Below are 24,079 nucleotides of genomic sequence, written 5' to 3' on the forward strand. Positions count from 1 at the left end.
GCGAACTCCGAAGACATCGGGCCGGTCGCGGCGACCGGATGCCCGAGAGATAGTCGAAGCGTCCGATCCGGCAAATGGATGGCCCGCACCGGAAAAGTGCGGCCGGCGTGCCATGCCACGCAAAAATCGTCCCGATCCCGGCTTGCGCCCACGGCCCTCCGGATCGGCGGCGGTAGGGCCCCCCGGGGCGGCCGGGAGACGCTGCGGCGCAGGCCATTCGGGGAGGAGGAGCGTGACTGCAGCGTTATCCGGATCGGTAAAATTGTCGATGTTTGACAGGGGTTTGGCGGAATCGACGGTGTCCGGTGTCCATCCCGGGCGACCCGGCGCCGCCCTCATGCCGATTGATGGTGGAAACCGCCGCTCGGCCCGTCGCGACCCTTGCTCCGCGGCCGAGCTGTCCTGTAGTCTTCGATCGTTGCCGAGGGGGGCTTCGGCTTTTTGTTAACCGATCTGTGCAGGCCCGCCGCGGCGGTCCTCACGAGGCGGGTTTGCGCCATGGGCTGCGGTCCGGGTCGGTTGAATTTTCTCGGTCTTGGCAGGCCGGAACGCGGTGGAGGGGGCAATGACGGAAGCGGTCCCGAGCTGGACGGACGAGCGCGTGGAGCTGCTTCGCCGTCTATGGGATGACGGGCTCAGCGCCAGCCAGATCGCGCTTCAGCTCGGCGGCGTCTCCCGCAACGCCGTGATCGGCAAGGTGCACCGCCTCGGTCTGGCCGGACGCGTGAAGCCCATCGGTCCCGCCGTCAACGGCCGCAGCCAGGAGGACATCGAGGTCGCGGTGGCCGTGATCGTCGAGGAGCCGACCCTGCCGGAGCCGCCCGCGATCGTCACGCATCGCCCCGCCCCGGACTTTCCGCTGGAGCCGGCGGTTGCGGCCGCGCCGCAGCCTCCGGCCGCATCCCAGCCGGTGGCGCTCGCGGTGTCCGAGCGCGTCACCATCATGGACCTGCGGGAATCGATGTGCCGCTGGCCGATGGGCGACCCCACCAAGCCGGATTTCCGGTTCTGCGGCGGTCGCGCCATCACCGGTCTGCCCTACTGCACCCAGCACGCCCAGATCGCCTACCAGCCCGCCACCGAGCGCAAGCGCGACCGCCGCGTCGCCGGGATGCGCTAGAGCATCGGCCCGAAAGGTGGGAACCGGCTTTCGGAAAAAAGCCGATGCGGCACAAGAACGGAGAGCATCGGGCCGGCAGGGGAGCGGCTTCAGGAAGGCCGTTGAAACTAGAGCTTAGCGCCTCGTGCTGGATGCGATGTCCCGCACGAAGTTCTCGGCGCGTCGCTCACACCTCCGGGGGCCCACCCACCGCGGCGACCAACGCGGCGGCGACTTCCTGAATCTTGGCGCGTGCGCTGCGTTCGATCTCCTCGCGGCTTAGCTTCTCGGTCGGCACCACCACGACGCCGCTGATGCGGCCGTGCTCGGACAGGAGCGTGAAGTTGAATCGCCCGGAGCGGCTTCGGCGAACGACGTAGTGCGGAATCGACACGCGCGATGACCCTTCCGGGGGAGAGCGCAGCGCCCATCGCGCCGCGGTTCCCGATACGGGCTGCGGCTCGGAGAAGTTTCGGCCTGCCTGCGGAATTCGGCGCGGCGCCTTACGAGCGCCAGCGCAGTTCCTGTCGGGTCAGCGGGTTGTCGAACGCCCTCCCCTCGCGCGCCGCTTCCAGCGCTTCGCGCTTCAGCCGAAAATACCATTGCGAGGGCAGGTCGCCCTGGCCGAGCAGGACCATGGTCGGCTTGCGGTCGAGGCCGGCCTGCGCATGTTGGAGCACCTGCTGGTCCTGGGTCAGGAACTGGCGCATCAGCGGGCGGGCGAGCGGCTTCAGCAGGTTGAGGGCCGGCATGCTCCAGTAGAGCGCGTTGGTCAGCATCGTCCGGTTGGCCGAAAGCGGCGTCGCGAAGGTGTAGTTCGCCACCCGCTTCTCGCCGGCTGCGATCCGCTCCAGCCGCACGCCCGGCAGGCGGAACTCGATCTCGACCTCGGGCACGCCGCCGAGCAGCCGATAGACCGGCGAACTTTTCGTGGTCGCGTGGCTCGTCATGACGAAGCCGTGCGGCACCGGCTGGAAGGTCTTCACCTTCTCCCGCAGCTCCTTCGACGGGCGGAACCACCACGAATCGTGGACGAAGGCGACGTGGCCGGGATCGACGAGGCTCAGCGTCGTCAGGTCGAACGAGGCCTCGACCTCCAATTCCACCACGAGGCTGCCCGCGGGTGTGAAGCCGAGTTCGGGCAAAGCCGGCACGGCGGCCGGGTCGGAGGGGCCGAGATGCGGGTTGACCCAGAGGAAGCCCGCGCTCTCGCGGATCGGAAAGCGCTGGACCGCGATGCGCGAGAAGTCGGAGGCGTCGTGCGAAGATAAGGTCGGCACGTCGCGGCAACGCCCGTCCGTGCCGAAGCGCCAGCCGTGGAACGGGCACATCAGCGTGTCGCCGTCGAACTTGCCCCTGGAGAGCGCCATGCCGCGATGGGGGCAGCGGTCGCGCAGCGCGAACAGCGCGCCGTCACTTCCCCGACCGAGCACCACCTGCTCGCCGTTGAGCGCCACCGCCCGCATTTTGCCGCCCGCGATGCTGGCGGCTCGGCCGACGCAGTACCACGCGTTGGACAGCGGCTCGCGCATCGCCTTCGGATCGAGGCTGTCGTCGGAGGCGCGCGGGGCGGCGGCTGTGTGCATCGTCGGGCCATCGGTGGTGGCGATGGCCGTTTTTAGGCGGTGGCGACGGGCCGTGTCAGCCACGCATCGGGCGATCGGCTTGGCCGAGGGTCATGGTGCGGTGCGCGGCGATGGTCGGAAAAGCTCGACGACGGAACTCGCCATGAGCCGACCGAGCACCATTCCGGCAGGAATGCCGGAACCAGCCATGCATAAGAAGCAAACAGTGCCAAATGAGAATATTTCTATAGTTTTTTGGTTTTGTATGCTTGCGTATATATGATAGGGAAGCATAGGGCTCGTGGTGATTCCACCAGCAATTCCGCCTACATTTACAAAAAACTTTCGCCTATCCCATTTCTTTTGGAAGCGATCCGAGAATATCTTTCCGCTTACAATAAGCGATATGAAGGTCGGTATCGGCAACCAGAATAAGAATCCAGGGAACTCAGTTGGTATGATTGGAACATACATAAAGAAAAGCAATGCAAGTGCCGGTGAAAAGATATGCAAAATTGGCATCATTGCAACGACCAACCCCACATAAACGGCCGCAATATAAGCGAACGCGAATTTAGCGCATATCTTCAACGCGCGTTTCATGAGAGCAGACATCGTAATACAACACGAAGAATGGCGCGAAAACCGAGCATAAGACCCGCGGCGTACGCACGAAACAGCCGCCTCAAGCCGCATGACGCACCGCGGCGAGACAACGCAGCGGACAAAGCCCCCGGGGGCTATCGCACCCCGAAAAACGTCCCTACCTTGGGGCTCCCAGCAACGAACGAAAGGAGGTGATCCAGTGTCTCATTGTCATCAGCCGTCGCCGACGACCACGACCTGGACCGTTACCTCCCTCGTCTGCGCCTGACGCATTCGCGGGATCACGACAGGTTTCGTCGGGCCGACCGGTTCGACAATGGAAGGGCCGCTCCCGGTGAGGGAGCGGCCCTTCGCTTTTTCTGGGGCAGCGCAGCAGTTCAGCGCTGCGCGGTCTGGAACAGCGGCGAGGCGAGCGCCTCGCAGCGGGCGCGCCACAGGTCGCGCTCGGCCCGGAGGTCCTCCATCTTGCCGACTTCCTCGGTGATGTGGGCGCGCAGCTCGCGCAGCTCGGCGGCGAGCAGAATCTGAAGTTCGTCGCGGCGCTCGGCCTCGAGCCGCAGCTTGGCCTTGAGCATCATGTTCTCGGCCATGATCTCGGCGAGTTCGTCGTCGGCGTCCTCGCCGGCCTTGGCGGCGGTGACGAGCCGCGGCGCCCACACGCCGCGGGCGTCCTCGGCGGCGGCCTCCTTGGCCTCTACCGTTGCGGCCGGCGCCGGCTCGACGGGGGCGGCCTCGACGATGCGCGGGCGCAGGGCCGGCTCGGCGACGGGCTCGGCACGCGCTTCGGACGGACGGGTCTCGGTGACCGCACGCATGGCCGCGAGCCAATCGCGCAGGGGCGCGGCGGTGCCGGGGCCACGGAGGCCGGTGTCGGGGGTCGGAATCTGTCGCGCGGGGTCCGACATCGGGTTCGTCCTCAGGGCTCCGCCTTGCGGTGCGTGGGGGCATTTGGCCCGATTATGCTTAATGATCCGTAAAGTTTCTGCCCGCGGCGCCGGTGCAGCGATGGGACGCCCGAGACGTTCGCCCGGTCCTTCCCAGGCATCTTCGTTCGAGCCTTGATGATCTGATCCTTGGCGATGTGATAATGTTACATTATGCGGGGCCGATCGAAAGCCGGAAGCGGGTGCGAGTGGGGCAGGGATGCGTCGGGGCGTGTTGAGAGTTCTGGTCGTGCTGGCGGCGCTCGCGCCTCTTGCCGCGGCGGCGGGTGAGGCGAAGCTGAAGGCGGTCGCGACCTTCTCGATCCTGGCCGATCTCGTGGCGCAGGTCGGGGGCGATCGGGTGGCGGTGACGAGCCTCGTGGGGCCGGATGCCGACGCCCACGGTTACAGCCCCGCGCCCGGCGACGCCCGCCGGGTGGCGGAGGCCGACCTCGTGGTCGTCAACGGCCTCGGCTTCGAGGGATGGATCGAGCGGCTGATCCGCGCCTCGGGCACCAAGGCGCCCGTCGTCACGGCCTCGAACGGCATCGCGACGATCCCGGCGAGCGAGGACCACGACCACGATCATGGTAAAGATCATGGCCACGCGCATGGCGATGGCGACCATCCCGATCCGCATGCGTGGCAGAGCGTGGCCAACGTGAAGACCTACGTGGGCAACATCCGCGACGCGCTCACCAAGATCGATCCGGACCACGCCGCCGACTACGCCACGCGGGCGGCCTCCTACACCGAAAGGCTCGACGCGCTGGAGGGCGAGATCCGGGCCGGGCTCGCGGCCATCCCCGAGGGGCAGCGGCGCATCATCACCACCCACGATTCCTTCGGCTATTACGCCGCGGCCTACGGCCTGCGCTTCCTGGCGCCGCAGGGCATCTCGACCAACAGCGAGGCCGGCCCGAAGGACGTGGCTCGCATCATCCGCCAGATCCGGCGGGACAAGGTGCCGGCCGTGTTCGTGGAAAGCATCGCCGATCCCCGCCTGATGCAGCAGATCGCCCGCGAGAGCGGTGCCAAACTCGGCGCCCGCCTGTACTCCGACGCGCTCTCCGGTCCGGACGGCCCGGCATCCACCTATCTGGAGATGATGCGTGCCAACCTCCGGGCGTTCCGCGAGGCCTTGCAGTAGAGTCTCGCACCGCGTCGGCTGTCTCTGACGCGTCGGTCCCCCCTTCGGACCGACGCTCCTTGGGGGCCACTCCGGCGATTGACCGCCCGGCCCTCCGCCGCCATCAAGCCGCATGAGCGACGATGCCGACCCCGTCGCGGTCTCCCCCTGGCGGGCGACCGTGCTGACCCTCTACCCGGAGATGTTCCCCGGCCCGCTCGGGCTGTCGCTGTCCGGCGACGCGCTGGCACGCGGCGCCTGGAGCCTCGAGACGCGGAACATCCGCGCGCACGGGCTCGGCCGCCATCGCAACGTCGACGACACGCCCGCGGGCGGCGGCGCCGGGATGGTGTTGCGCTGCGATGTGCTCGGGGCCGCCATCGATGCTGCCGCGCCAGCGAGCGATCCCCGCCCCCGCCTGCTGATGTCGCCGCGGGGCAAGCCTCTGACGCAGGAGCGGGTGCGAGCCCTCAGCGAGGGGCCCGGCGCCGTCATCGTCTGCGGCCGGTTCGAGGGGGTGGACGAGCGGGTGATCGAGGGCCGCGGCCTCGAGGAGGTGTCGATCGGCGATTACGTGCTGTCCGGCGGCGAGATCGCCGCGCTTGTCCTGATCGATGCCTGCGTGCGCCTGCTGCCCGGCGTGATGGGCAAGCACGAATCCGGCGTCGAGGAGAGTTTCGAGGGGGGGCTCCTCGAATATCCGCACTACACGCGGCCCCGCGAATGGGAGGGCCGCGCGATCCCCGACGTGCTGATGGGCGGTAACCACGCGGCTATCGCCCGCTGGCGGGCCGAGCGCAGCCGTGCGCTCACTCGAACACGCCGGCCCGACCTTCTCGGTGACGACGAGCGATAGAAGAATAATCTCTTAAGAACATCTTGCGGAAACTGTCAGACCATCTGTCGCCGGCGGGACACGCACCGGAGAAACCTGCAAAAGACCGCTTGCTTTGCCGGCCGCAATCCGTCATCCCCGTCGGCGGGACACCTCCCCCCAACGGGAGGCGCCCATCTGGAAGGATGGATGACATGACGGTTCAAATGCCCGCCGCGCGTCCGCGCGTGCCTTACTTCTCGTCCGGCCCCACGACCAAGCGTCCCGGCTGGACACTCGACGCCCTCTCCGGCGCGGCCCTCGGCCGCTCGCACCGCTCGGCCGCCGGCAAGGCGAAGCTCGCGCAGGCGATCGAACTCACCCGCACGGTCCTGCAGGTCCCGGCCGATTACCGCATCGGCATCGTCCCCGGCTCCGATACCGGTGCCGTCGAGATGGCGATGTGGTCGATGCTCGGCCCGAAACCCGTCGAGGTCATGGCCTGGGATTCCTTCGGCGCCGAGTGGGTCACCGATGCCCTGAAGGAACTCCGGATCGATCCGATCGTGCGCACCACCGAGCACGGCATCCTGCCCGCGCTCGACGCGATCGACACCAAGAACAACGATGTCGTCTTCACCTGGAACGGCACCACCGCCGGCGTGAAGATCCCGCACAGCGACTGGATCGCCGACGACCGCGACGGTCTCACCATCTGCGACGCGACCTCGGCCGCCTTCGCGATGCCGCTGCCGTGGGACAAGCTCGATGTCGTCACCTATTCCTGGCAGAAGGTGATGGGCGGCGAGGCCGCGCACGGCATGCTGATCCTCTCGCCGCGCGCCGTCGCGCGCCTGGAGAGCCACGTTCCGGCCTGGCCGATCCCCAAGGTGTTCCGCCTCACCAAGGACGGCAAGCTGATCGAGGGCATCTTCAAGGGCGACACCATCAACACGCCCTCCATGCTCGCGGTCGAGGACTACATCGACACGCTGAAATGGGCCGAATCGATCGGCGGCCTCCCGGCGCTGCATGCCCGCGCCGACGCCAACGCCAAGGTGATCCACGACTGGGTGGCGAAGACCCCCTGGATCGGTCACCTCGCCGTCGATCCGGCGACCTACTCGAACACGGGCGTCTGCCTCGTGCTCACCGACCCGGACGTGCTCGCCAAGGGCGACGCGGTGGTCAAGAAGGTCGCCGCCGGCATCGTCGCGCGTCTGGAGAAGGAAGGCGTCGGGTACGATTTCGGAGCCTATCGCGATGCGCCCGCGGGCCTGCGGATCTGGTGCGGGGCGACCGTGGAGGCGTCCGACCTCGAAGCGCTGACGCCTTGGATCGACTGGGCCTACGCCCAGGAGAAGGCGGCGCTCGCCGCCGCGGCGGCCTGATCGTTCCGTGATCCACGGCCGGTCCCCTGCGATCGGCCGTTTCCTTATCAGCCTGCGCGTTCAGCGATCCGAAGGCCGTCCCGCCTGCAAGGGACCGGTCACGCCGCGGCGTGGCCCGTGATCCTGCGCGCCTGCCTCCCAGGTGCTCCCATGCCTCAGCCCAAGGTTCTGATTTCCGACGCCCTCTCCGACGCCGCCGTACAGATCTTCAAGGATCGCGGCATCGCGGTCGATTTCCGGCCCGATCTCGGCAAGGACAAGGAGGCGCTGGCCCGCATCATCGGCCAGTATGACGGCCTCGCCATCCGCTCCGCCACCAAGGTGACGGGCAAGCTCCTGGCGGAAGCCCCCAACCTCAAGGTGATCGGCCGCGCCGGCATCGGCGTCGACAACGTCGACGTGCCGGCGGCTACCGCCAAGGGCGTGATCGTGATGAACACGCCGTTCGGCAATTCGATCACCACCGCCGAGCACGCCATCGCGATGATGTTCGCCCTCGCCCGCCAGATCCCGCAGGCCGACGCCTCGACGCAAGCCGGCAAGTGGGAGAAGAACCGCTTCATGGGCGTCGAGCTGACGGGCAAGACGCTGGGCGTGATCGGCTGCGGCAATATCGGCGCCATCGTCGCCGAGCGGGCCATCGGCCTGAAGCTGAAGGTCGTGGCCTACGATCCGTTCCTGTCGCCGGAGCGCGCGCTCGAACTCGGCGTCGAGAAGGTGGAACTCGAGGCACTCCTCGCCCGCGCCGACGTCATCACGCTGCACGTGCCGATGACGGAGCGCACCCGCAACATCCTCTCGGCCGAGAATCTCGCCAAGACCAAGCCCGGCGTGCGCATCGTCAACTGCGCCCGCGGCGGCCTCGTCGATGAGGTGGCCCTGCGCGCGCTGCTCGATTCCGGCCATGTCGCGGGCGCGGCCTTCGACGTGTTCGTCACCGAGCCGGCCACCGAAAACCCGCTGTTCGGCCACCCCAACGTGGTCTGCACGCCCCATCTCGGCGCCTCGACCTCGGAGGCGCAGGAGAACGTCGCGTTGCAGGTGGCCGAGCAGATGGCCGACTACCTCGTCAGCGGCGCCATCACCAACGCCATCAACTTCCCCTCGATCTCGGCCGAAGAGGCGCCCCGGCTGAAGCCGTTCGTGGCTCTGTGCGAAAAGCTCGGCTCGTTCCTCGGCCAGCTCACCGAGGCGCCGATCAAGGGCATCCGCATCACCTACGAGGGGGCGGTGGCCGGCATGAACACCCGTGCGCTGACTTCCGCTGCGGTGACCGGCGTGCTCCGGCCGATCCTGCAGGACGTCAACATGGTCTCGGCCCCCGTGATCGCGAGGGAGCGCGGGATCGTGGTGGACGAGGTCAAGCGCGAGGGCGGGGCCAGCGACTACGAATCGGTGGTCCGCATCACCGTCGATGCCGAGGACATGCCGCGGGATGCCGCCGGCACCGTCTTCCACGACGGCAAGCCGCGCGTCATCGAGATCCGCGGCATCGACATCGACGCGGCGTTCAGTCCGCACATGCTCTACGTGCGCAATCACGACAAGCCGGGCTTCATCGGCCGGCTCGGCACGGTTCTGGGCGAGGCGGGCGTGAACATCGGCACATTCAACCTCGGCCGCGAGGCGGAAGGCGGCAACGCCATCGCCTTCGTGGCGGTGGACGCTCCCGTCTCCGCGCAGGTCCTGGAGGCCATCGCCGCGATCCCGCAGGTGAAGCGTGTCCGCCCCGTCCGCTTCTGAGCCGCCCCCCCACGACGCGGAGGATTCCGCGTCGTCCCCCCTCCCCCGGACGCAAGAGGAGCCGACCATGAGCCACCCGATCACCGTCCGCTGCGGCTGGGACCAGGCCGCCGGCCTTTACGTCGTGCGCGACTCGGAGGTGCCCGGACTCGTCGGCGAGGCTCCGACGATGCAGGATCTGATGTGCCGGCTGCCGGGCCTGATCCGCGACCGCCTCGGCCTCGCGCCGGACGCTGCCATCGACGTGTTCATCGAGCGGGTCGCGCGCTGAGGGTTCGGGGAATGCTCTGACGTCGTTCCGGGGCGCCGCAGGCGAACCCGGAATCCACGACTGGTCGCGACGGTCCGTGCAGCGTCGCATCACGGGTGGATTCCGGGTTCCGCTCCGCGGCTCCGGAGTGACGATGGGAGGAATTGCGCGGCCGCGGTCGTGTCCGTCATCGCGAGGCGAAGCCGAAGCGTTCCGGTGCTCCGCACTCCCCGAAGAGGTCGCGCCGCTCGAAACCAGGCCCTACGCAAACGTATCGAGCTTCCCGTGATGCTCGGCCAACAGATAGTAGAACGTCAGCCGCGACTTCGAGCGGGTCGCCTTCATGGTCTCGCAGACGCTCTTGATCGAGGCGTCGAGATCCTCGCCGCTGAGACCCAGCTTTTTCTCCAGGAAATTCTTGCGCACGGTCTCCAGCTCGGCCTTGTCGGAGCAGGCGACATAGCGGGTGTCGGGCTTCGACAGGACCAGCCGGTAAGTCTTTTCCAGGCTGGCGACGGCGGCCTCGTTGACCGGGTTCTTGGCGTATTTTTTTACGTCGTCGAGATGCGTGGACATCGCAGGGCCTCCGTCTCAGGGCCGCGGGCGCGAGCCAGTCTCGGGCGGCGGCCTTCGCAAAAGTCCTGATTTTCGCGTCGCTGTCATGTGCCTACAGATCAAGAGAGCGTGCGTTCCCCACACGAATGCTGTTTCGGCCGGTGCGGGGTTGCGGCGAAGACAGTCTATGACGGTGGCGTGACGCTTCGCGATGGCATGGGGCTGGCCTCGCGGGCGGCTTCATGCGAGAGGCAGGCCATGAAGATCGACGGACAGCCCTACCGCACCATCTTCCCCGAGGCCGACGGCCACGGCGTCATGGTCATCGACCAGACGCGGCTGCCCTTCGCGTTCGAACTGAAGCGGCTGGCGAGCCTCGACGACGCGGCGGTGGCGATCCGTACCATGGTGGTGCGCGGCGCGCCGCTGATCGGCGTCACCGCCGCCTATGGGCTGGCGCTGGCGATGCGGGCGGATGCGAGCGAGGCCGGGATCGAGCGCGCCTGCGCGACGCTCGCGGCCACGCGCCCCACCGCGATCAACCTGCGCTGGGCGCTGGACCGCGCCGCTTCCGTGCTGCGCCGCGCGCCGGAATCCGAGCGTGAAGCCGTCGCCTTTGCGGAAGCCGCCCGGATCGCCGACGAGGACGTGGCGAGCTGCCGCTCCATCGGCGAGCACGGCGCCAGGATTCTGGCCGAGATCGCCGCGAAGAAGGGCGGCCCGGTCAACGTGCTGACCCATTGCAACGCGGGCTGGCTCGCCACCGTCGATTGGGGCACCGCGCTCGCGCCGATCTACGTCGCGCACGATGCCGGCGTGCCGGTCCACGTCTTCGTGGACGAGACGCGGCCGCGCAACCAGGGCGCGGCGCTCACCGCGTTCGAGCTGAACGCCCACGGCGTGCCCCACACCGTCATCGCCGACAATGCGGGCGGGCACCTGATGCAGCACGGCGCGGTCGATGTCTGCATCGTCGGCTCGGACCGCACCACGGCGTCGGGCGACGTCTGCAACAAGATCGGCACCTATCTGAAGGCGCTGGCCGCGAGCGACAACCGCGTGCCGTTCTACGCGGCCCTGCCGTTCTCGACCATCGACTGGACGCTGGACGACGGCGTGCGCGACATCCCGATCGAGGAGCGCGACGCCCGCGAGGTCACGCATCTGACCGGGCGCACCGAGGACGGGGGCTTCGCCACCGTGCAGGTGGTCTCGCCCGGAAGCCCGGTGGCGAACCCCGCCTTCGACGTGACGCCCGCGCGCCTCGTCACCGGGATCATCACTGAGCGCGGGGTGTGCGCGGCGAGCCACGAGGGGCTGGCGGAGCTTTATCCGGAGCGTCGGCGGGCGGCGTGATACGCGCACCGACAAAACCCAAAAAAGAATCAGTCCTTCAGCGGGTCGTGGCCCCAGTTCATCAGCGACAGGCGCCAGGGTGAATCCTTCACCTTGTCCTTGTCGTCCGGACCGCCCTGCTTGAGGTGGCGGTTCACGTAGCCGACGACCTTTTTTATGTGGGCGTAGTCGTCGTCGGTCAGGTCGGCCTTCTTCTTGTGCAGCATCTCGACGATGCGGCGGCCTTCCTTATGGCCGGTGGCCTCGCCGCCGTTCGTCTTCTGACCGACGGATCGGCTCTCGTCGGTCTCGAGGAATTTTTCCAGCGCCGAGGCCGTCATGTTCACGGCCTCCTTGAAGTTCTTGTAGATTTCCGCGTGGTCGTCGTTCGCCGCCATTGCGCCCTGCCGTCTCCGTGATGCTGGGGCTGAACCGGCCTGCGCGGGGTCGGTTCGGGGCTGCGCGGTTCAGACGCGGGCGCTGAGCCGCACCCAGCGGGTCACGAGCAGGATCGAGACGGCAAGCAGCCCGGCGCAGAAGCCGGCCCAGATGCCCTGTCCGCCCCAGCCCGCGCCCCAGGCGAGCGTCGCCCCGAGCGGCACGCCGATGCCCCAGTAGCCGGTGAGCGCGATCACCATCGGTACCGTCGTGTCCTGCAGGCCGCGCAGCGCGCCGAGCGCCACCGACTGCACCCCGTCCGACACCGCGAACAGGGCCGAGAAGGCGAGGAAGCCGACGGCGACCGGCATCACCGCGGCGGCACCCGGCGCCTCGGCATCGAGGAACAGGCCGATGAGCATGCGCGGCGCGGCCAGTTGCAGCACCGCGCAGGCCAGCATGAAGGCGAGGCCGAGCCCGATCGCCACCGCGCCGGCCCGGCGCAGACCGGCATCGTCGCCCGCGCCGAGCGCCCGCCCGACCCGCACGGTGGCGGCTTGGCCGATGCCGTTGGGGACCATGAAGCAGGTGGCCGCGATCTGCAGCGTCACCGCGTGGGCGGCGAGCGGCACGGTACCGAAGGTGCCCATGGCGATGGTCGCCGCCTCGAACAGACCGGCCTCGGCCACGCTCGCCACGCCCATCGGCGCGCCGACCCGCACGATCCGCCCGAGTTTTTCGGAATCGAACCGCCAGAGGCGGCCGAACATGCGGTGGCTTTGCAGGACGGGATCGCGCCCGATCACGAGGATCAGGGCCGCCAATGCCAATAATTCGGTGATGACGGTGCCGAGCGCCACGCCGACGATGCCGAGATCCGGCGGCCCGAAGGCGAAGAAGGCGCCGAGCCCGATATTGAGCGGCAGCGCCGCCAGGCTCACGGCCAGCGGCGGGCCCGGCCGCTGAAGCGCGGCGAGCGCCCCTTTGAGCACCATGAAGGCGAGCGCGGGCAGCATCCACCATTGCAGCACCCGTATGTAGGCGCCCGCCTCGCGCAGAACCGCCGGATCCTGCCCGAGCGGCGCCAGCAGCGCCTCGGTGTGCCAGAGGAGCGGCATCAGCACGGTGCCGAGCAGGCCGCCGAGCCAGAGCCCGGCCCGCACCGTGCGGCGCACCGCGCCCTCGTCCCCGGCCCGGCCGCGCCCGGCGGCTTCCGCCACCAGCGGCGCGACCGCGGAGGTCAGCCCGATGCCGCCGATGAACAGCAACAGATAGAGGCTGGTGGCGAGCGCCCCGGCCGCCACCGGCTCCGCGCCGAGCCGCCCGAGCAGGATGGCGTTCGAGGCGACGAGCCCGTGCTGGGCGAGGTTGATGAGGACGAGCGGCGCGGAGAGCCGCAGCGTCGCCCGCATCTCGTCGCGCCAGGGCGAGGCCGGGCGCGGAGGCAGGGCCGTCTCGGCGAAGCCGGTGGAGCGGGTCACGGTCTCGGTCCCTTGCGTGGCGTCAGCGGGCCGGCGCCTCGGCCCGATCCCCCAGGAACCCGCCGGATTGCCGCCGCCACAGGTCGGCATAGAGGCCGCCGAAGCGGATCAGCTCGGCATGGGTGCCCTCCTCGACGATGCGGCCGCGGTCGATCACGATCAGGCGGTCGAGGGCCGCGATGGTCGAGAGGCGGTGGGCGATGGCCAGCACGGTCTTGTCGCCCATCAGGGTGTCGAGCGCCTCCTGGATCGCCGCCTCCACCTGGCTGTCGAGCGCGCTCGTGGCCTCGTCGAGGATCAGGATCGGCGCGTCCTTGAGGATGACGCGGGCGATGGCGATGCGCTGGCGCTGGCCGCCCGAGAGCTTCACGCCGCGCTCGCCGACATGGGCGTCGTAGCCGCGTCGCCCCTTGTGATCGACGAGGTCGAGGATGAAGTCGTGGGCATGCGCTTGACGCGCCGCCGCCTCGATCTCGGCCTCGGTCGCGTCGGGGCGGCCATAGGCGATGTTGTCGCGGATGGAGCGGTGCAGGAGCGAGGTGTCCTGGCTCACCATGGCGATGTTCTGCCGGAGCGAATCCTGCGTGACGGTGGCGATGTCCTGCCCATCGACGAGGATACGCCCGCCTTCGACGTCGTGCAGGCGTAAGAGCAGCGAGACGATGGTGCTCTTGCCCGCGCCGCTGACGCCGACGAGGCCGACCTTCTCGCCGGGCCGGAGGCGGAAGCTCAGGCCCTCGATGATGCTGGCGTCGCCCCGCCCGTAGTGGAAATCGACCTCCTCGAAGCGTACCTCGCCGCCGGTGACGGTGAGCGTGCCGGCCTTCGGCGCATCGACCAGCCCGTGGGGCCGGGCGATGGTCTGCATGCTCTCCTGGATCACGCCGACATTCTCGAACACGCCGCGCACGGTCTGCATCACCCAGCCCGACATCGCCATCAGCCGCAGGATCAGCGCAAGGCCGGCGGAGGCCTCGCCGGTCGTCATCGCGCCGCGCTGCCACAGCATCAGGCAGACGCCGGCCGTGGAGAGGATCAGGGCACTGTTGAGGCCGCCGAGCAGGCTCGTCGTCAGCGTGGTGAGCCGGAACTGGTGCAGGTAGGCCTTGGTGTGGACATCGACCGAATCGCGCACCGCCGCCCGCTCCTCGCGGTCGCGGGCGAAGAGCTTGACGGTCTGGATGTTGGTGTAGCTGTCCACCACCCGGCCGATCAGGGCCGAGCGGGTCTCGGCGGTCCTGTGCGAGCGGGTCCGTGCGCGCGGCACGAACCACGCGGTGAGCACCGCATAGGCCGCGACCCAGGCGACCACCGGGAGCGCGAGCCACGGCGAGATCGAGGAGAACAGGCCGATGGCGGTCACCGCGTAGATCGCGACGTAGAGCAGCGTGTCGATGAACACGACCGCGAGTTCGCGCACCGCCGGCCCGACCTGCACGACGCGGTTGGCGAGCCGGCCCGCGAAGTCGGCCTGGAAGTACGAGAGCGAGTGGCCGAGCGTGTAGAGATGGGTGCGCCAGCGGATCTGGTTGGTCGATTGCGGCACCACGAGCTGGTTCGAGGCGATCTCGTGCAGCCAGATCGTGAACGGGCGCACCACGACGAGCAGCAGCGTCGCGAGGATCAGCGGCACGGCGTGGTCGGAGACGACGCTCGCCCGGTCGGCGGTGTTCATCAGGTCGATGAACCAGCGCATCAGCAGGTAGAGCGAGGCCTCGATCGAGCCCGCGATCACCGCGACGACGAACAGGAAGAACAGCGCCCCGCGGATCGGCCGCAGGTAGAAGGCGGCGAAGCCCAGCACGGTTTTCGGCGGCATGCGGCCTTCGTCGAAGGGCGCGAACGGATCGATGCGGCGCTCGAGCCAATCGAGGAGCATGTTCTTGTTACCGAGCCAGGGATGAGGGGCTGAGGTAAGCCTCCTTGACCGAAGGCCAACCCTGCCGCCATGCCGCGGGGCCTGCCCTGCCCTGCGCTTCGGACCCGATGCTGCGCCTCGCCCTCTACCAACCCGACATCCCGCAGAACACCGGCACGATGCTCCGCATGGCCGCCTGCCTGGGGCTCACCGTCGAGATCATCGAGCCCGCGGGCTTCGACGTGTCCGACCGGCACCTGCGCCGCTCCGGCCTCGATTACCTCGACCACGTGCCGATCACCCGGCACCGCTCCTGGGACGCGTTCGAGGCGTGGCGGCACTCCGAAAACATCCGCCTCGTCCTCGCCACCACCGCGGGCGCCCTGCCCTACACGCAGTTCGGCTTCCGCGACGGCGACTGCGTGCTGATGGGCCGCGAATCGGCCGGCGTGCCGGAGAGCGTGCACGCCGCGGCCGATGCCCGCGTCTTCGTGCCGATGCGGCCGGGGATGCGCTCGCTCAACGTGGCGGTGTCGGCGGCGATGATCGTCGGCGAGGCCTTGCGGCAGTCGGGCTAGATCACAGCCGGAGCGTGCATCGTTCTTGAAAACACCGGATCGGTATCTTACACTCTAGCGGTGACTCGATCCGAACCGCTCCCGTCGCGATTGACCTACCGGCTCCTGCCCGGCGCGGAGGATTTCGCCGCAGTTCTGGCTTTGCTCGACGCCTACAGGCACATGCTGGCGATGCTGGCCGAGATTCGCCGGGAGCATGGCCTGCGGGCCAACGTCGTCGCCCTGATCGAGCGCGGCTACCAGCGCGTGCGCGACGAGACCGGGCTGCCGGCCCGCCTCGTGACGCTCGGCATCCGCGACTTCGCGCAGCTCTCCTCCGGGATCGATCCCGCAAGTGTCATCTCGCTGCCCCTCGACGACAAGCTGTTTGCCGTGAAAGGCGCTGCCGAGATCGCGCTGACGACGCTGAGCGGCCGACGCACCATGGCCTACCGCGTCGAGGGATACGACGGCCCCTGGCGCGAGGCTTCGCCCGCCCGCCTCACCCTCGCAGGCGATGCGCTCACCATCCAGGTGGGCGTCGCCGTGACCGTACCGAAGGAGGACGCCCGACCCATGCCCGAGACCATCCTCACCCGTGTCGGCCGGATCATCGGCGGGCTCTCCAACGCCGCGCTGGATGCCGTGGAGGATCGCAACCCTCTCGCGGTCGCCGAGCAGGCCCTGCGCGAGATCGACACCGTGATCGACGATGTCCGGCTCGATCTCGGCCGGATCAAGGCCGAGGAGCATCGCCTCACCGCCCGCCGCGGCCAGCTTCAGGGCGAGCTGACGGCCCTTCCCGAAAAGCTCTCGGTCGCGCTGGAGAGCGGGCGCGAGGATCTGGCCCGCTCCGGCATCGCCCGGCAGCTCGATCTGGAAAGCCAGATCGAGGCGATCGATTCGAGCCTCGGTGAGGTGGCCGAGCGCCATGCCGCGACCGCCAAGGCGTTGCAGGCGGCGAGCGCCGCGCGCCGCGACGCCGAGCACCGGATCACGCTCCTACGCCGCCCGAGTCCCAAAACCGCCGACCCGCTGGCCGGTTACGGCGACGAGGATGCGGCCCGCGCCGGCCGGCTCGACCGCTCGCTGCGGGCGGTCGATCGGCTCACCGGCACGGCCTCGGCGGCGGCCGATCCGTCGATCGAGGATCTCGACCGGCTGCACCGCGACCACGCCATCGAACAGCGGCTCGCCGCGCTGAAGCAAGGCAGGCCCTCTTGAGCGCGCTGGTCGGCCCCGCCCTGTTCCCCTTCACCCTGGCCGCCCTGGTGATGACCGGCCTCGTGCTGGTCGAGGCCTTGTCTGTGCTGATTGGGCAATCCGCCTCGGGCCTGCTCGACGGTGCGATCGGGCATGACGGTCTCGATTCGGCGAATGCCGAGGGCCTGTCGCCGGCCGCGCTCCTGTCCTGGATCAACCTGGGCCGGGTGCCGTTCCTGATCCTGGTGATCCTCGGGCTCGCCGCCTTCGCGCTCGCCGGCCTGATCCTCCAGGGGCTCGCGGCCGCGCTTCTCGCGCCGCTGCCCGCCCTCGTCGCGGTCCCGCTCGCGGCGGGCGCGACGCTGCCGGCCCTGCGCGTCACGACGCGGGCCGTCGCCCGGTTCATCCCGCGGGACGAGAGCTACGCCGTCACCGCCGACGACCTCGTCGGCACGACCGCTGAGGTGACGCTCGGGCCCCTCGACCAGGGCCTGCCCGGTCAGGTCCGGGCGCGCGACCGCCACGGCAACGTCCATTTTTTACGCGCGCGGGCCGCCGCCGACGCCAGCCCCATGGCGACCGGCACGCGGGTGCTGCTCGTGGATCGGGTGGAGGCGGTCTTCGTCGCCGTCCCGGCCCCCGCCGACCTGTAACTTCCTCCCGTCGAAGGACCGCCCGTACCGATGGACGCCATCAGCCCCGGTCTCATCAACCTGCTCGTCATCGCCGGCATCATCGTCGTCGCGCTGCTCGGCATCGGCTTCGTGTTCAGCCGGCTCTACCGGCGCACCACCCGCGACACCGCCTTCGTCCGCACCGGCCTCGGCGGCCGCAAGGTCGTGGTCGATGGCGGCGCGGTGCTGCTGCCGGTGTTCCACTCCATTGCCATGGTGAACCTCAACACCCTGCGCCTCGAAGTGAAGCGCTCCGGCAACGAGTCGCTCATCACCAAGGACCGGCTGCGGGCCGACATCACCGTGGAATTCTACGTCCGCGTCGAGCCGAAGGAGGATTCGATCGCGCTCGCCGCCCAGACGCTGGGTGACCGCACCAACGACGCCATGTCGCTGCGCGAGCTGATCGAGGCGAAGTTCGTCGATGCCCTGCGCGCCGTCGCCGCCGGCATGACCCTGCCCGACCTTCAGGAGCAGCGCGCCGCCTTCGTGAAGGGCGTGCAGGAGGCGGTCTCGGGCGATCTGCGCCACAACGGCCTCGAACTTGAATCCGCCTCTCTGACGCGGCTCGACCAGACCTCGATCGAGCATTTCAACCCGGACAACTCGTTCGATGCGGAGGGCCTCGCCCGGCTGAAGGAGATCACCGAGCAGCGCCGCAAGGAGCGCAACGCCACCGTGCGCGACGCCGAGGTCGCGGTCGCCGAGAAGGACCGCGAGACCGCGCTCAAGCAGCTGGAGATCCGCCGCGCCACCCGTGAGGCCGAGTTGGCCCAGGAGCGCGACATCGCCAACAAGACCGCCGAGACCCGCGCCGAGACGGCCCTGGCCGAACAGCGCGCCCAGCAGAGCGAGGAGACCGCCCGGATCGAGCGCGAGCAGGCGGTGAAGCAGCGCGAGGCGGAGGCGCGCAAGAATTCCGAGAGCGCCCGCATCGAGGCCGATCTCGCCATCGCCCAGCGCAACGCCGAATCCGAGCGCGAGCGCCAGCTCCTGATGCAGGACAACGCGATCAAGATCGCCGAGCGTTCGCAGCGGGAATCGGAGGCCCGCGCCGCCGCCAAGGCCGCCGAGGCGCTGGCGGTCGCCGCCGAAGAGCGGGTCGCGACCGCCAAGGCCAAGGAAATCGCCGAGCGCGATCGCGAGGTCACCGTCATCGCGGCCAAGCGCGAGGCCGAGCGGGAGGCGACCGGCATCACCGTCACGGCGGAGGCCGAGCGGCGCGCGGCCGAGGACCGGGCCAACGCCATCACGACTTTGGCCGAGGCCGAGGCGGTCGCCGCCGCCTCGAAGGCCGAGGCCATCGCGAAGCTCGGCCGGGCCGAGGCCGAGCGCGAGACCGCGCTCAACCAAGCCCGCAACGCCCTGTCCGCGGAGGCGCGCGCCTACGAGACCGGCCTGCGCCGCCTCGCGATCATTCCGGATGCGCTACGCGAGAGTATGAAGGCGGTGGAAAAGATCGATTCGATCAAGATTTTCGACGCGGGCGGCATGATGGGCGGGACCGGGACCGGCGCCGTCTCAGCGAGCCTCGGCGACAACCTGTCGGGTCATCTCCTGCGCTATCAGTACAACAGCCCGATCCTCGGCGCGCTCCTGGCGGAGGCGGGCTTCGGCGAGGGGCGCGGCCCTCTCGACGCCCTGGTCGGCGGCCTGAAGGACGGCGCGGCTCCGCCCACCACGGCTGCGACCGCTCAGCCGGCCTCGCCGAATTGACGGATCGGCGCACCGGTGGGAAAGCCATAGGCCATGAGCGACGCGCCTTCCTCGACCCTGCCCGCCCCGGACGACCTCGCCGCCTTGAAGGCCGAGGCGCAGAGCTGGTTCGCGACGTTGCGCGACAAGATCGTCACCGCCCTCGAGACCCTGGAGGATCAGGCCGCCGGCCCGTTCCACCCGGACGCGCCGACGGAGGCCGGAAAGTTCGAGAAGACGCCGTGGCAGCGCACCGACCATAGCGGCGCGCCGGGTGGCGGCGGCGTGATGGCGATGCTGAAGGGCCGGGTGTTCGAGAAGGCCGGCGTCCACATCTCCACCGTGCACGGCGAGTTCGCCCCGGAGTTCCGGGCGCAGATGCCGGGCGCGGCCGAGGACCCGCGCTTCTTCGCCACCGGCATCTCGCTGATCGTCCACCCCTGGAACCCGAACGTGCCGACGGTGCACATGAACACCCGCTTCGTCGTGACGACGAAGGCGTGGTTCGGCGGCGGGGCCGACCTCACCCCCGTGCTCGACCGCCGCCGCACCCAGGAAGACCCGGACACGCAGCACTTCCACGCATGTCTTCAAGAGGCCTGCGACGCGCACGCGCCGGCCGCAAATTACGAAAAGTACAAGGCGTGGTGCGACGAATACTTCCACCTCAAGCACCGCAACGAGCCCCGCGGCATCGGCGGCATCTTTTACGACTATCACTGGACCGGCGACCCGAAGGCCGACCTCGCCTTCACCCGCGACGTGGGCGAGGCGTTCCTGAAGGCCTACCCCGAGATCGTCTGGCGCAACCTCGCCACGGCCTGGACCGAGGAGGACCGGCTGGAGCAGCAGGTGCGGCGGGGCCGCTACGTCGAGTTCAACCTGCTCTACGACCGCGGCACCATCTTCGGCCTCAAGACCGGTGGCAACGTCGCCTCGATCCTGTCCTCGCTGCCCCCGACTGTGCGCTGGCCGTAGCATTCAGTCCCTGATGGCCGAGACCTCGCTTCCCACGCGCTTTGCCCCCCAGCAGGACGCCGCGCTCAAGGCCATCGCCGAATGGCGCCGCGACGGCGGCTCCCAGGTGTTTCGCCTGTTCGGCTATGCCGGCACCGGCAAGACCACGCTGGCGCGCCGCATCGCCGACGACGTGGACGGCTCGGTCGCCTTCGGCGCCTTCACCGGCAAGGCGGCCTCCGTCATGCGCCAGAAGGGCTGCCACGACGCCGCGACGATCCACTCGATGATCTACCGCACCAAGGACGGCGACGAGGGCGGGCCGACCTTCACCCTCAACCGCTCCGGCCCCGCAGCCAAGGCGGACCTCATCGTCATCGACGAGTGCTCGATGGTCGATTCGGACTTGGGTAACGATCTTCTGTCCTTCGACAAGCCGGTGCTGGTGCTGGGCGATCCGGCGCAGTTGCCCCCGGTGCGCGGCGGCGGCTTCTTCACCGAAGCCGAGCCCGACGTGATGCTCACGGAAGTCCACCGCCAGGCCGCCGACGACCCGATCGTCCGCATGGCGATGACGATCCGCGAGGGCGGGCGGCTGGAGGTCGGCGAGTACGGCGAGAGCCGGGTGATCCGCCGTCGCGACATCGACCCCACCCAGGTGCTCGATTGCGATCAGGTCCTGGTCGGCCTCAACAAGACGCGGCGGCTCTACAACAACCGCCTGCGGGAACTCGCCGGCCACACCGACCCGATGCCGTCGGTCGGCGAGAAGCTGGTCTGCCTCAGGAACGACCGCACCAAGGGCCTGCTCAACGGCTCGACCTGGACGGTGCAGGCTTTGCGCGCGGCGCCGCGCCCCGACACGATCCGCCTCGACGTGGTGCCGGAGGACGACCCGGCGGTGCGTCGCCGCGCGGTGGACATCAAGGTGCTGCGGCAGGTGATCGAGGGCTCGGAGGAGGAGATCCCGCTCTACCTCAAGCGCGAGACCGACGAGTTCACCTACGGCTACGCGCTCACCGTCCACAAGGCGCAGGGGTCGCAATGGGACAAGGTGGTGCTGTTCGATGAATCCTACGCCTTCCGCGAGCACCGGGCGCGGTGGCTCTATACCGGGCTGACGCGGGCGGCGCAGGCGATCACGGTGGTGGTGTAACGCGCCGCCGTTTCCCTCCCCCGCGGAGGGGGAGGGTTGAGTAAGCCTCACCCGGCAGTCTTCTCCACCGCCGCCAGCAGCGTGCAGAGCGCCACCGCCTCGGCCGCCTTGCGGACGGCGCCGAGGCTCGGGAAGGTCGGAGCGATGCGCAGCGTCCGGTCGTGCGGATCCTTGCCGTAGGGATGGGTCGCGCCGGCCGGCGTGAGCGCGATGCCGGCCTCGCCGGCAAGGCGCACCACCTCGCCCGCCGTGCCGTCGGTGACGTCGAGGGTGATGAAGTAGCCTCCGAGCGGCCGGCTCCAGCTTGCCACCTCCCAGCCGTCGAGGCGGGCGGCGAAGGCCTCCTCCACAGCATTGAATTTGGGGCCGATCAGGGCGCGGTGGCGCTCCATATGGGCGGCGATTCCGGCCGCGTCGCGCAGGAAGCGGACGTGGCGCAGCTGGTTGAGCTTATCCGGTCCGATGCTGCGGCGCCCGGCCTGGGCGAGGTACCATTTCACATTCGTCGGCGAGGCGGCGAGCAGCGCGAGGCCGGCGCCGGCCAGCGTCACCTTCGAGGTCGAGGCGAAGATGATCGGCCGGTCGGCATTCCCGGCCTCGGCGCAGGCCTCGAGGATGTTGGCGAGCGCGGGCCGCTCATCCGCGAGGTGATGCACCGTGTAGGCGTTGTCCCACAGGATGCGGAAGTCGGGCGCAGCGGGGTTCATCGAGGCCAAGCGCCGGACGGTCTCGGCCGAATAGGTCTCGCCGCTCGGGTTCGAGTATTGCGGCACGCACCAGATGCCCTTCACGGCGGGGTCCGCGACCGCCTTCTCCACCGCGTCCATATCCGGACCCTCGCCGGTCATGGGGATCGGGATCATGCGAATCCCAAAACCCTCGCACAGGGCGAAATGGCGGTCGTAGCCCGGCACCGGGCAGAGGATCGTGATCGGCTCCTGCTTGCTCCAGGGCTTCTCGCCGCCGGGCACGCCCTTGAGCAGAGCGTAGACCAGCACGTCGTGCATCAGCGCGAGGCTGGAATTGTTGGCGACCACGATCTGGTCGGCCGGCGCGCCGAGCACCGGGGCGAACAGGGCGCGGGTCTCGGGCAGTCCCTGGAGGTTGCCGTAATTGCGCGCGTCGGTGCCGTCCTCGGCGGTGGTGTCGCGATTGCCCGGCAGGGCCAGCATCTCGGCGGCGAGGTCGAGCTGCTCCGAGGCCGGCTTGCCGCGGGTCATGTCGAGCTTCAGCCCCTGCGCCTTCAGGGCTTCGTACTCCTCGCGCAGGGTGGTGCGCAGATCCGCCCGCTGCTCGGGCGACAGGGTGGACAGGGACGGCATCGGCTTCTTCCCGCTCGATAAAATCGCCCCTCTTCCACCCCTTCGCGCCGTTTCGGTCAAGCGGAATGGTGCGGCGCAGCAGATTCGGTTGCGCGCAACACTGTGGCCTGAAAACCACTCACGTTCCCGTGATGATACCGATCCCCTAACGCTTAACGGTGAGCTTAACCGGTCATTAACCATTCTGGCCAAAAAGCTAAGCCCACACAAATGATGCACGAGACGAAGCGCGGAACGGCCTGCTTCAAGTAACGGGACCTCATCCTCGCTCAGTCCACCGGCATAGAACCACCCGATAACCACAGTAACGAACCGACCCGGCGCGATATTGCTTCGCGCCGATCGCCGGATCGCGCCATCTTCCGGAGATCGTAAGGTGTACATCGTCGTCGATGAGCGTCAGTCGGTAGCCGACCAGTATGTCGCGGGCTTCGGTGCGGAGGGCGCCTCCGCACGCTTCGTCACCGCCGAGTCGATGCAGATCTGGCTCGGTTCGGCCCCGCGCCAGGACGTCGAGGCGATCGAGGGCTTCCTGATCGGCGATTGCCAGGACCGTGCCTCCTGCACCGTCGCGATCCGGGCCCAGACCCAGGCGCCGATCATCGCGCTCAACGAGACCCGCTCGCTCGATCAGACGCTGGCCCTGTTCACCGCCGGCATCGACGACGTGGTGCGCAAGCCCGTCCATGTGCGCGAGATCATCGCCCGGGCGAGCGCGATCCGCCGCCGGATGAACCGCGGCGTCGAGAAGGCCCCCTCCCCCGACCGCGAGGGCCGGCTCGCCGTCTACGCCGACGGGCGCGATCCCGAGATCGACGGCCAGAGCCTGATCCTGCCCCGGCGCGAGCGCCACATCCTCGAATATCTCGCCAAGAACCGCGGCCGTCAGGTCACCAAGGGGCAGATCTTCACGGCCGTCTACGGGGACCTCGACACCGATTGCGAGGAGAGCGTGGTCGAGGGCCATATCAGCAAGCTGCGCAAGAAGCTGCGCATGCGGCTCGGCTACGATCCGATCGAGGCCAAGCGCATGGCCGGCTACACCTTCGTCGGCTGAATCGAACGACTTCGCGCCAACGCGAGAAGGGCCGCGCCCGTGCCGGGTGCGGCCCTTCTTTCGTTCAGGACGATCCCGGCCGACGGGGCGGCCGGGGCGCGGCGTCTTAGCGGAACAGCGACAGGACGTTCTGGCTCGACGAGTTGGCGATCGACAGGGCTTGGACGGCGAGCTGCTGCTGCGTCTGGAGCGCCTTCAGCTTAGTCGACTCTTCCTCGATGTCGGCATCGACCAGGATGCCGATGGTGCGGTCGTTGGCCTTCATCAGCGTGTCGACGAAGGTCTTCTGGCCGTCGATCTGGGTCTTGTTGGCGCCGAGCTTGGTGCCGGC

General features: G+C 69.0%; 24 protein-coding genes. 14 read left to right on the forward strand and 10 right to left on the reverse strand.

The annotated features are described in order from the left end of the window. Nucleotides 1-565: 565 nt before the first annotated feature. Entirely contained in the window at nucleotides 566-1,120 is a 555-nt protein-coding gene (locus BM140_RS17795; protein WP_091949423.1) for a GcrA family cell cycle regulator, read from the forward strand. A gap of 166 nt (nucleotides 1,121-1,286) precedes the next feature. On the opposite strand, the gene BM140_RS17800 is transcribed toward BM140_RS17795, so the two are convergent. The 4 genes from BM140_RS17800 to BM140_RS17810 form a co-directional block, all read right to left on the reverse strand. Then, a complete protein-coding gene (locus BM140_RS17800) occupies nucleotides 1,287-1,493 on the reverse strand; it encodes a hypothetical protein (protein WP_244535475.1) in 207 nt (68 codons plus the stop codon). 109 nt (nucleotides 1,494-1,602) lie between these two features. Beyond that, nucleotides 1,603-2,685 carry an aromatic ring-hydroxylating oxygenase subunit alpha gene (locus tag BM140_RS17805; protein ID WP_091949426.1) on the reverse strand — a complete coding sequence of 361 codons (1,083 nt, stop codon included), beginning with the start codon at nucleotides 2,683-2,685 and terminating at the stop codon, nucleotides 1,603-1,605. Nucleotides 2,686-2,775: 90 nt separating this feature from the next. After that, nucleotides 2,776-3,267, reverse strand: a complete 492-nt coding sequence (locus BM140_RS25500) for a hypothetical protein (protein ID WP_131803881.1) — start codon at nucleotides 3,265-3,267, stop codon at nucleotides 2,776-2,778. Nucleotides 3,268-3,647: 380 nt separating this feature from the next. After that, a complete protein-coding gene (locus BM140_RS17810; protein ID WP_091949429.1) occupies nucleotides 3,648-4,175 on the reverse strand; it encodes a hypothetical protein in 528 nt (175 codons plus the stop codon). Nucleotides 4,176-4,413: 238 nt separating this feature from the next. Between BM140_RS17810 and BM140_RS17815 the strand changes: the two genes are divergently transcribed. From BM140_RS17815 to BM140_RS17835, 5 genes are all read left to right on the forward strand, one after another. After that, entirely contained in the window at nucleotides 4,414-5,343 is a 930-nt protein-coding gene (locus BM140_RS17815) for a metal ABC transporter substrate-binding protein (RefSeq protein WP_091949433.1), read from the forward strand. Between the two features lie 112 nt (nucleotides 5,344-5,455). Continuing rightward, complete coding sequence (gene trmD, locus BM140_RS17820; RefSeq protein ID WP_091949436.1) at nucleotides 5,456-6,178, forward strand: tRNA (guanosine(37)-N1)-methyltransferase TrmD; 723 nt, start codon at nucleotides 5,456-5,458, stop codon at nucleotides 6,176-6,178. 173 nt (nucleotides 6,179-6,351) lie between these two features. After that, nucleotides 6,352-7,527 (forward strand): phosphoserine transaminase, encoded by a 1,176-nt coding sequence (locus BM140_RS17825; protein WP_091949439.1) that lies wholly within the window; start codon nucleotides 6,352-6,354, stop codon nucleotides 7,525-7,527. Between the two features lie 150 nt (nucleotides 7,528-7,677). Continuing rightward, nucleotides 7,678-9,270: a phosphoglycerate dehydrogenase gene (gene serA / locus BM140_RS17830; RefSeq protein ID WP_091949442.1), complete on the forward strand. Its 1,593-nt coding sequence runs from the start codon at nucleotides 7,678-7,680 to the stop codon at nucleotides 9,268-9,270. Between the two features lie 67 nt (nucleotides 9,271-9,337). Beyond that, nucleotides 9,338-9,541, forward strand: a complete 204-nt coding sequence (locus tag BM140_RS17835) for a DUF1902 domain-containing protein (RefSeq protein WP_091949445.1) — start codon at nucleotides 9,338-9,340, stop codon at nucleotides 9,539-9,541. A gap of 240 nt (nucleotides 9,542-9,781) precedes the next feature. Here BM140_RS17835 and BM140_RS17840 read toward each other — a convergent pair whose 3' ends face one another. Then, on the reverse strand, nucleotides 9,782-10,096 hold the full coding sequence (locus tag BM140_RS17840; RefSeq protein ID WP_091949447.1) for a DUF2853 family protein: 315 nt from the start codon (nucleotides 10,094-10,096) through the stop codon (nucleotides 9,782-9,784). 237 nt (nucleotides 10,097-10,333) lie between these two features. On the opposite strand from BM140_RS17840, the gene mtnA reads away from it, so the two are divergent. Continuing rightward, complete coding sequence (gene mtnA, locus BM140_RS17845) at nucleotides 10,334-11,431, forward strand: S-methyl-5-thioribose-1-phosphate isomerase (protein WP_091949450.1); 1,098 nt, start codon at nucleotides 10,334-10,336, stop codon at nucleotides 11,429-11,431. Nucleotides 11,432-11,460: 29 nt separating this feature from the next. Here the strand turns inward: mtnA and BM140_RS17850 are convergent, their stop codons facing one another. The 3 genes from BM140_RS17850 to BM140_RS17860 all read right to left on the reverse strand — a co-directional run bounded on the left by BM140_RS17850 (nucleotide 11,461) and on the right by BM140_RS17860 (nucleotide 15,148). Then, nucleotides 11,461-11,808, reverse strand: coding sequence for a DUF3140 domain-containing protein (locus BM140_RS17850; protein ID WP_091949452.1), 348 nt, complete (start codon nucleotides 11,806-11,808; stop codon nucleotides 11,461-11,463). Between the two features lie 69 nt (nucleotides 11,809-11,877). Next, nucleotides 11,878-13,269, reverse strand: a complete 1,392-nt coding sequence (locus BM140_RS17855) for an MATE family efflux transporter (protein WP_244535476.1) — start codon at nucleotides 13,267-13,269, stop codon at nucleotides 11,878-11,880. Between the two features lie 22 nt (nucleotides 13,270-13,291). Continuing rightward, entirely contained in the window at nucleotides 13,292-15,148 is a 1,857-nt protein-coding gene (locus BM140_RS17860; protein ID WP_091949455.1) for an ABC transporter ATP-binding protein, read from the reverse strand. A 107-nt stretch (nucleotides 15,149-15,255) separates the two neighbouring features. Here BM140_RS17860 and BM140_RS17865 point away from each other — a divergent pair, with 107 nt between their 5' ends. The 6 genes from BM140_RS17865 to BM140_RS17890 all read left to right on the forward strand — a co-directional run bounded on the left by BM140_RS17865 (nucleotide 15,256) and on the right by BM140_RS17890 (nucleotide 21,369). Beyond that, on the forward strand, nucleotides 15,256-15,705 hold the full coding sequence (locus BM140_RS17865; RefSeq protein ID WP_091949458.1) for a tRNA (cytidine(34)-2'-O)-methyltransferase: 450 nt from the start codon (nucleotides 15,256-15,258) through the stop codon (nucleotides 15,703-15,705). A gap of 90 nt (nucleotides 15,706-15,795) precedes the next feature. Further along, the gene (locus BM140_RS17870; RefSeq protein WP_244535477.1) at nucleotides 15,796-16,908 is read left to right on the forward strand and encodes a PspA/IM30 family protein; all 1,113 of its coding nucleotides are present in this window, start codon (nucleotides 15,796-15,798) and stop codon (nucleotides 16,906-16,908) included. After that, nucleotides 16,905-17,540: an OB-fold-containig protein gene (locus BM140_RS17875; RefSeq protein ID WP_280142599.1), complete on the forward strand. Its 636-nt coding sequence runs from the start codon at nucleotides 16,905-16,907 to the stop codon at nucleotides 17,538-17,540. Before BM140_RS17870 ends, BM140_RS17875 begins: the two co-directional genes overlap by 4 nt. 30 nt (nucleotides 17,541-17,570) lie before the next feature. Then, nucleotides 17,571-19,277 carry a flotillin family protein gene (locus BM140_RS17880; protein ID WP_091949464.1) on the forward strand — a complete coding sequence of 569 codons (1,707 nt, stop codon included), beginning with the start codon at nucleotides 17,571-17,573 and terminating at the stop codon, nucleotides 19,275-19,277. A gap of 33 nt (nucleotides 19,278-19,310) precedes the next feature. Continuing rightward, complete coding sequence (gene hemF / locus BM140_RS17885; protein WP_091949467.1) at nucleotides 19,311-20,234, forward strand: oxygen-dependent coproporphyrinogen oxidase; 924 nt, start codon at nucleotides 19,311-19,313, stop codon at nucleotides 20,232-20,234. Nucleotides 20,235-20,247: 13 nt separating this feature from the next. Further along, nucleotides 20,248-21,369: an ATP-dependent DNA helicase gene (locus BM140_RS17890; RefSeq protein WP_091949470.1), complete on the forward strand. Its 1,122-nt coding sequence runs from the start codon at nucleotides 20,248-20,250 to the stop codon at nucleotides 21,367-21,369. Between the two features lie 47 nt (nucleotides 21,370-21,416). On the opposite strand, the gene BM140_RS17895 is transcribed toward BM140_RS17890, so the two are convergent. Then, nucleotides 21,417-22,691 (reverse strand): aspartate aminotransferase type Ic, encoded by a 1,275-nt coding sequence (locus BM140_RS17895; protein WP_091949473.1) that lies wholly within the window; start codon nucleotides 22,689-22,691, stop codon nucleotides 21,417-21,419. A 376-nt stretch (nucleotides 22,692-23,067) separates the two neighbouring features. Here BM140_RS17895 and BM140_RS17900 point away from each other — a divergent pair, with 376 nt between their 5' ends. After that, a complete protein-coding gene (locus BM140_RS17900; protein WP_091949476.1) occupies nucleotides 23,068-23,748 on the forward strand; it encodes a response regulator transcription factor in 681 nt (226 codons plus the stop codon). A 106-nt stretch (nucleotides 23,749-23,854) separates the two neighbouring features. Here the strand turns inward: BM140_RS17900 and BM140_RS17905 are convergent. Next, a partial coding sequence (locus BM140_RS17905) for a flagellin (RefSeq protein ID WP_280142600.1) occupies nucleotides 23,855-24,079 on the reverse strand: 225 nt, incomplete at its 5' end.

It is taken from the genome of Methylorubrum salsuginis (assembly GCF_900114375.1).
Classification (GTDB): Bacteria; Pseudomonadota; Alphaproteobacteria; order Rhizobiales; family Beijerinckiaceae; genus Methylobacterium; species Methylobacterium salsuginis.

Bases quoted from the DNA above. Each gene is read 5' to 3' on its own strand.
- BM140_RS17795 (WP_091949423.1), top strand. From the start codon at position 566: ATGACGGAAGCGGTCCCGAGCTGGACGGACGAGCGCGTGGAGCTGCTT.
- BM140_RS17805 (WP_091949426.1), bottom strand. From the start codon at position 2,685: ATGCACACAGCCGCCGCCCCGCGCGCCTCCGACGACAGCCTCGATCCG.
- BM140_RS25500 (WP_131803881.1), bottom strand. From the start codon at position 3,267: ATGAAACGCGCGTTGAAGATATGCGCTAAATTCGCGTTCGCTTATATT.
- BM140_RS17810 (WP_091949429.1), bottom strand. From the start codon at position 4,175: ATGTCGGACCCCGCGCGACAGATTCCGACCCCCGACACCGGCCTCCGT.
- BM140_RS17815 (WP_091949433.1), top strand. From the start codon at position 4,414: ATGCGTCGGGGCGTGTTGAGAGTTCTGGTCGTGCTGGCGGCGCTCGCG.
- trmD (WP_091949436.1), top strand. From the start codon at position 5,456: ATGAGCGACGATGCCGACCCCGTCGCGGTCTCCCCCTGGCGGGCGACC.
- BM140_RS17825 (WP_091949439.1), top strand. From the start codon at position 6,352: ATGACGGTTCAAATGCCCGCCGCGCGTCCGCGCGTGCCTTACTTCTCG.
- serA (WP_091949442.1), top strand. From the start codon at position 7,678: ATGCCTCAGCCCAAGGTTCTGATTTCCGACGCCCTCTCCGACGCCGCC.
- BM140_RS17835 (WP_091949445.1), top strand. From the start codon at position 9,338: ATGAGCCACCCGATCACCGTCCGCTGCGGCTGGGACCAGGCCGCCGGC.
- BM140_RS17840 (WP_091949447.1), bottom strand. From the start codon at position 10,096: ATGTCCACGCATCTCGACGACGTAAAAAAATACGCCAAGAACCCGGTC.
- mtnA (WP_091949450.1), top strand. From the start codon at position 10,334: ATGAAGATCGACGGACAGCCCTACCGCACCATCTTCCCCGAGGCCGAC.
- BM140_RS17850 (WP_091949452.1), bottom strand. From the start codon at position 11,808: ATGGCGGCGAACGACGACCACGCGGAAATCTACAAGAACTTCAAGGAG.
- BM140_RS17860 (WP_091949455.1), bottom strand. From the start codon at position 15,148: ATGCTCCTCGATTGGCTCGAGCGCCGCATCGATCCGTTCGCGCCCTTC.
- BM140_RS17865 (WP_091949458.1), top strand. From the start codon at position 15,256: ATGCTGCGCCTCGCCCTCTACCAACCCGACATCCCGCAGAACACCGGC.
- BM140_RS17880 (WP_091949464.1), top strand. From the start codon at position 17,571: ATGGACGCCATCAGCCCCGGTCTCATCAACCTGCTCGTCATCGCCGGC.
- hemF (WP_091949467.1), top strand. From the start codon at position 19,311: ATGAGCGACGCGCCTTCCTCGACCCTGCCCGCCCCGGACGACCTCGCC.
- BM140_RS17890 (WP_091949470.1), top strand. From the start codon at position 20,248: ATGGCCGAGACCTCGCTTCCCACGCGCTTTGCCCCCCAGCAGGACGCC.
- BM140_RS17895 (WP_091949473.1), bottom strand. From the start codon at position 22,691: ATGCCGTCCCTGTCCACCCTGTCGCCCGAGCAGCGGGCGGATCTGCGC.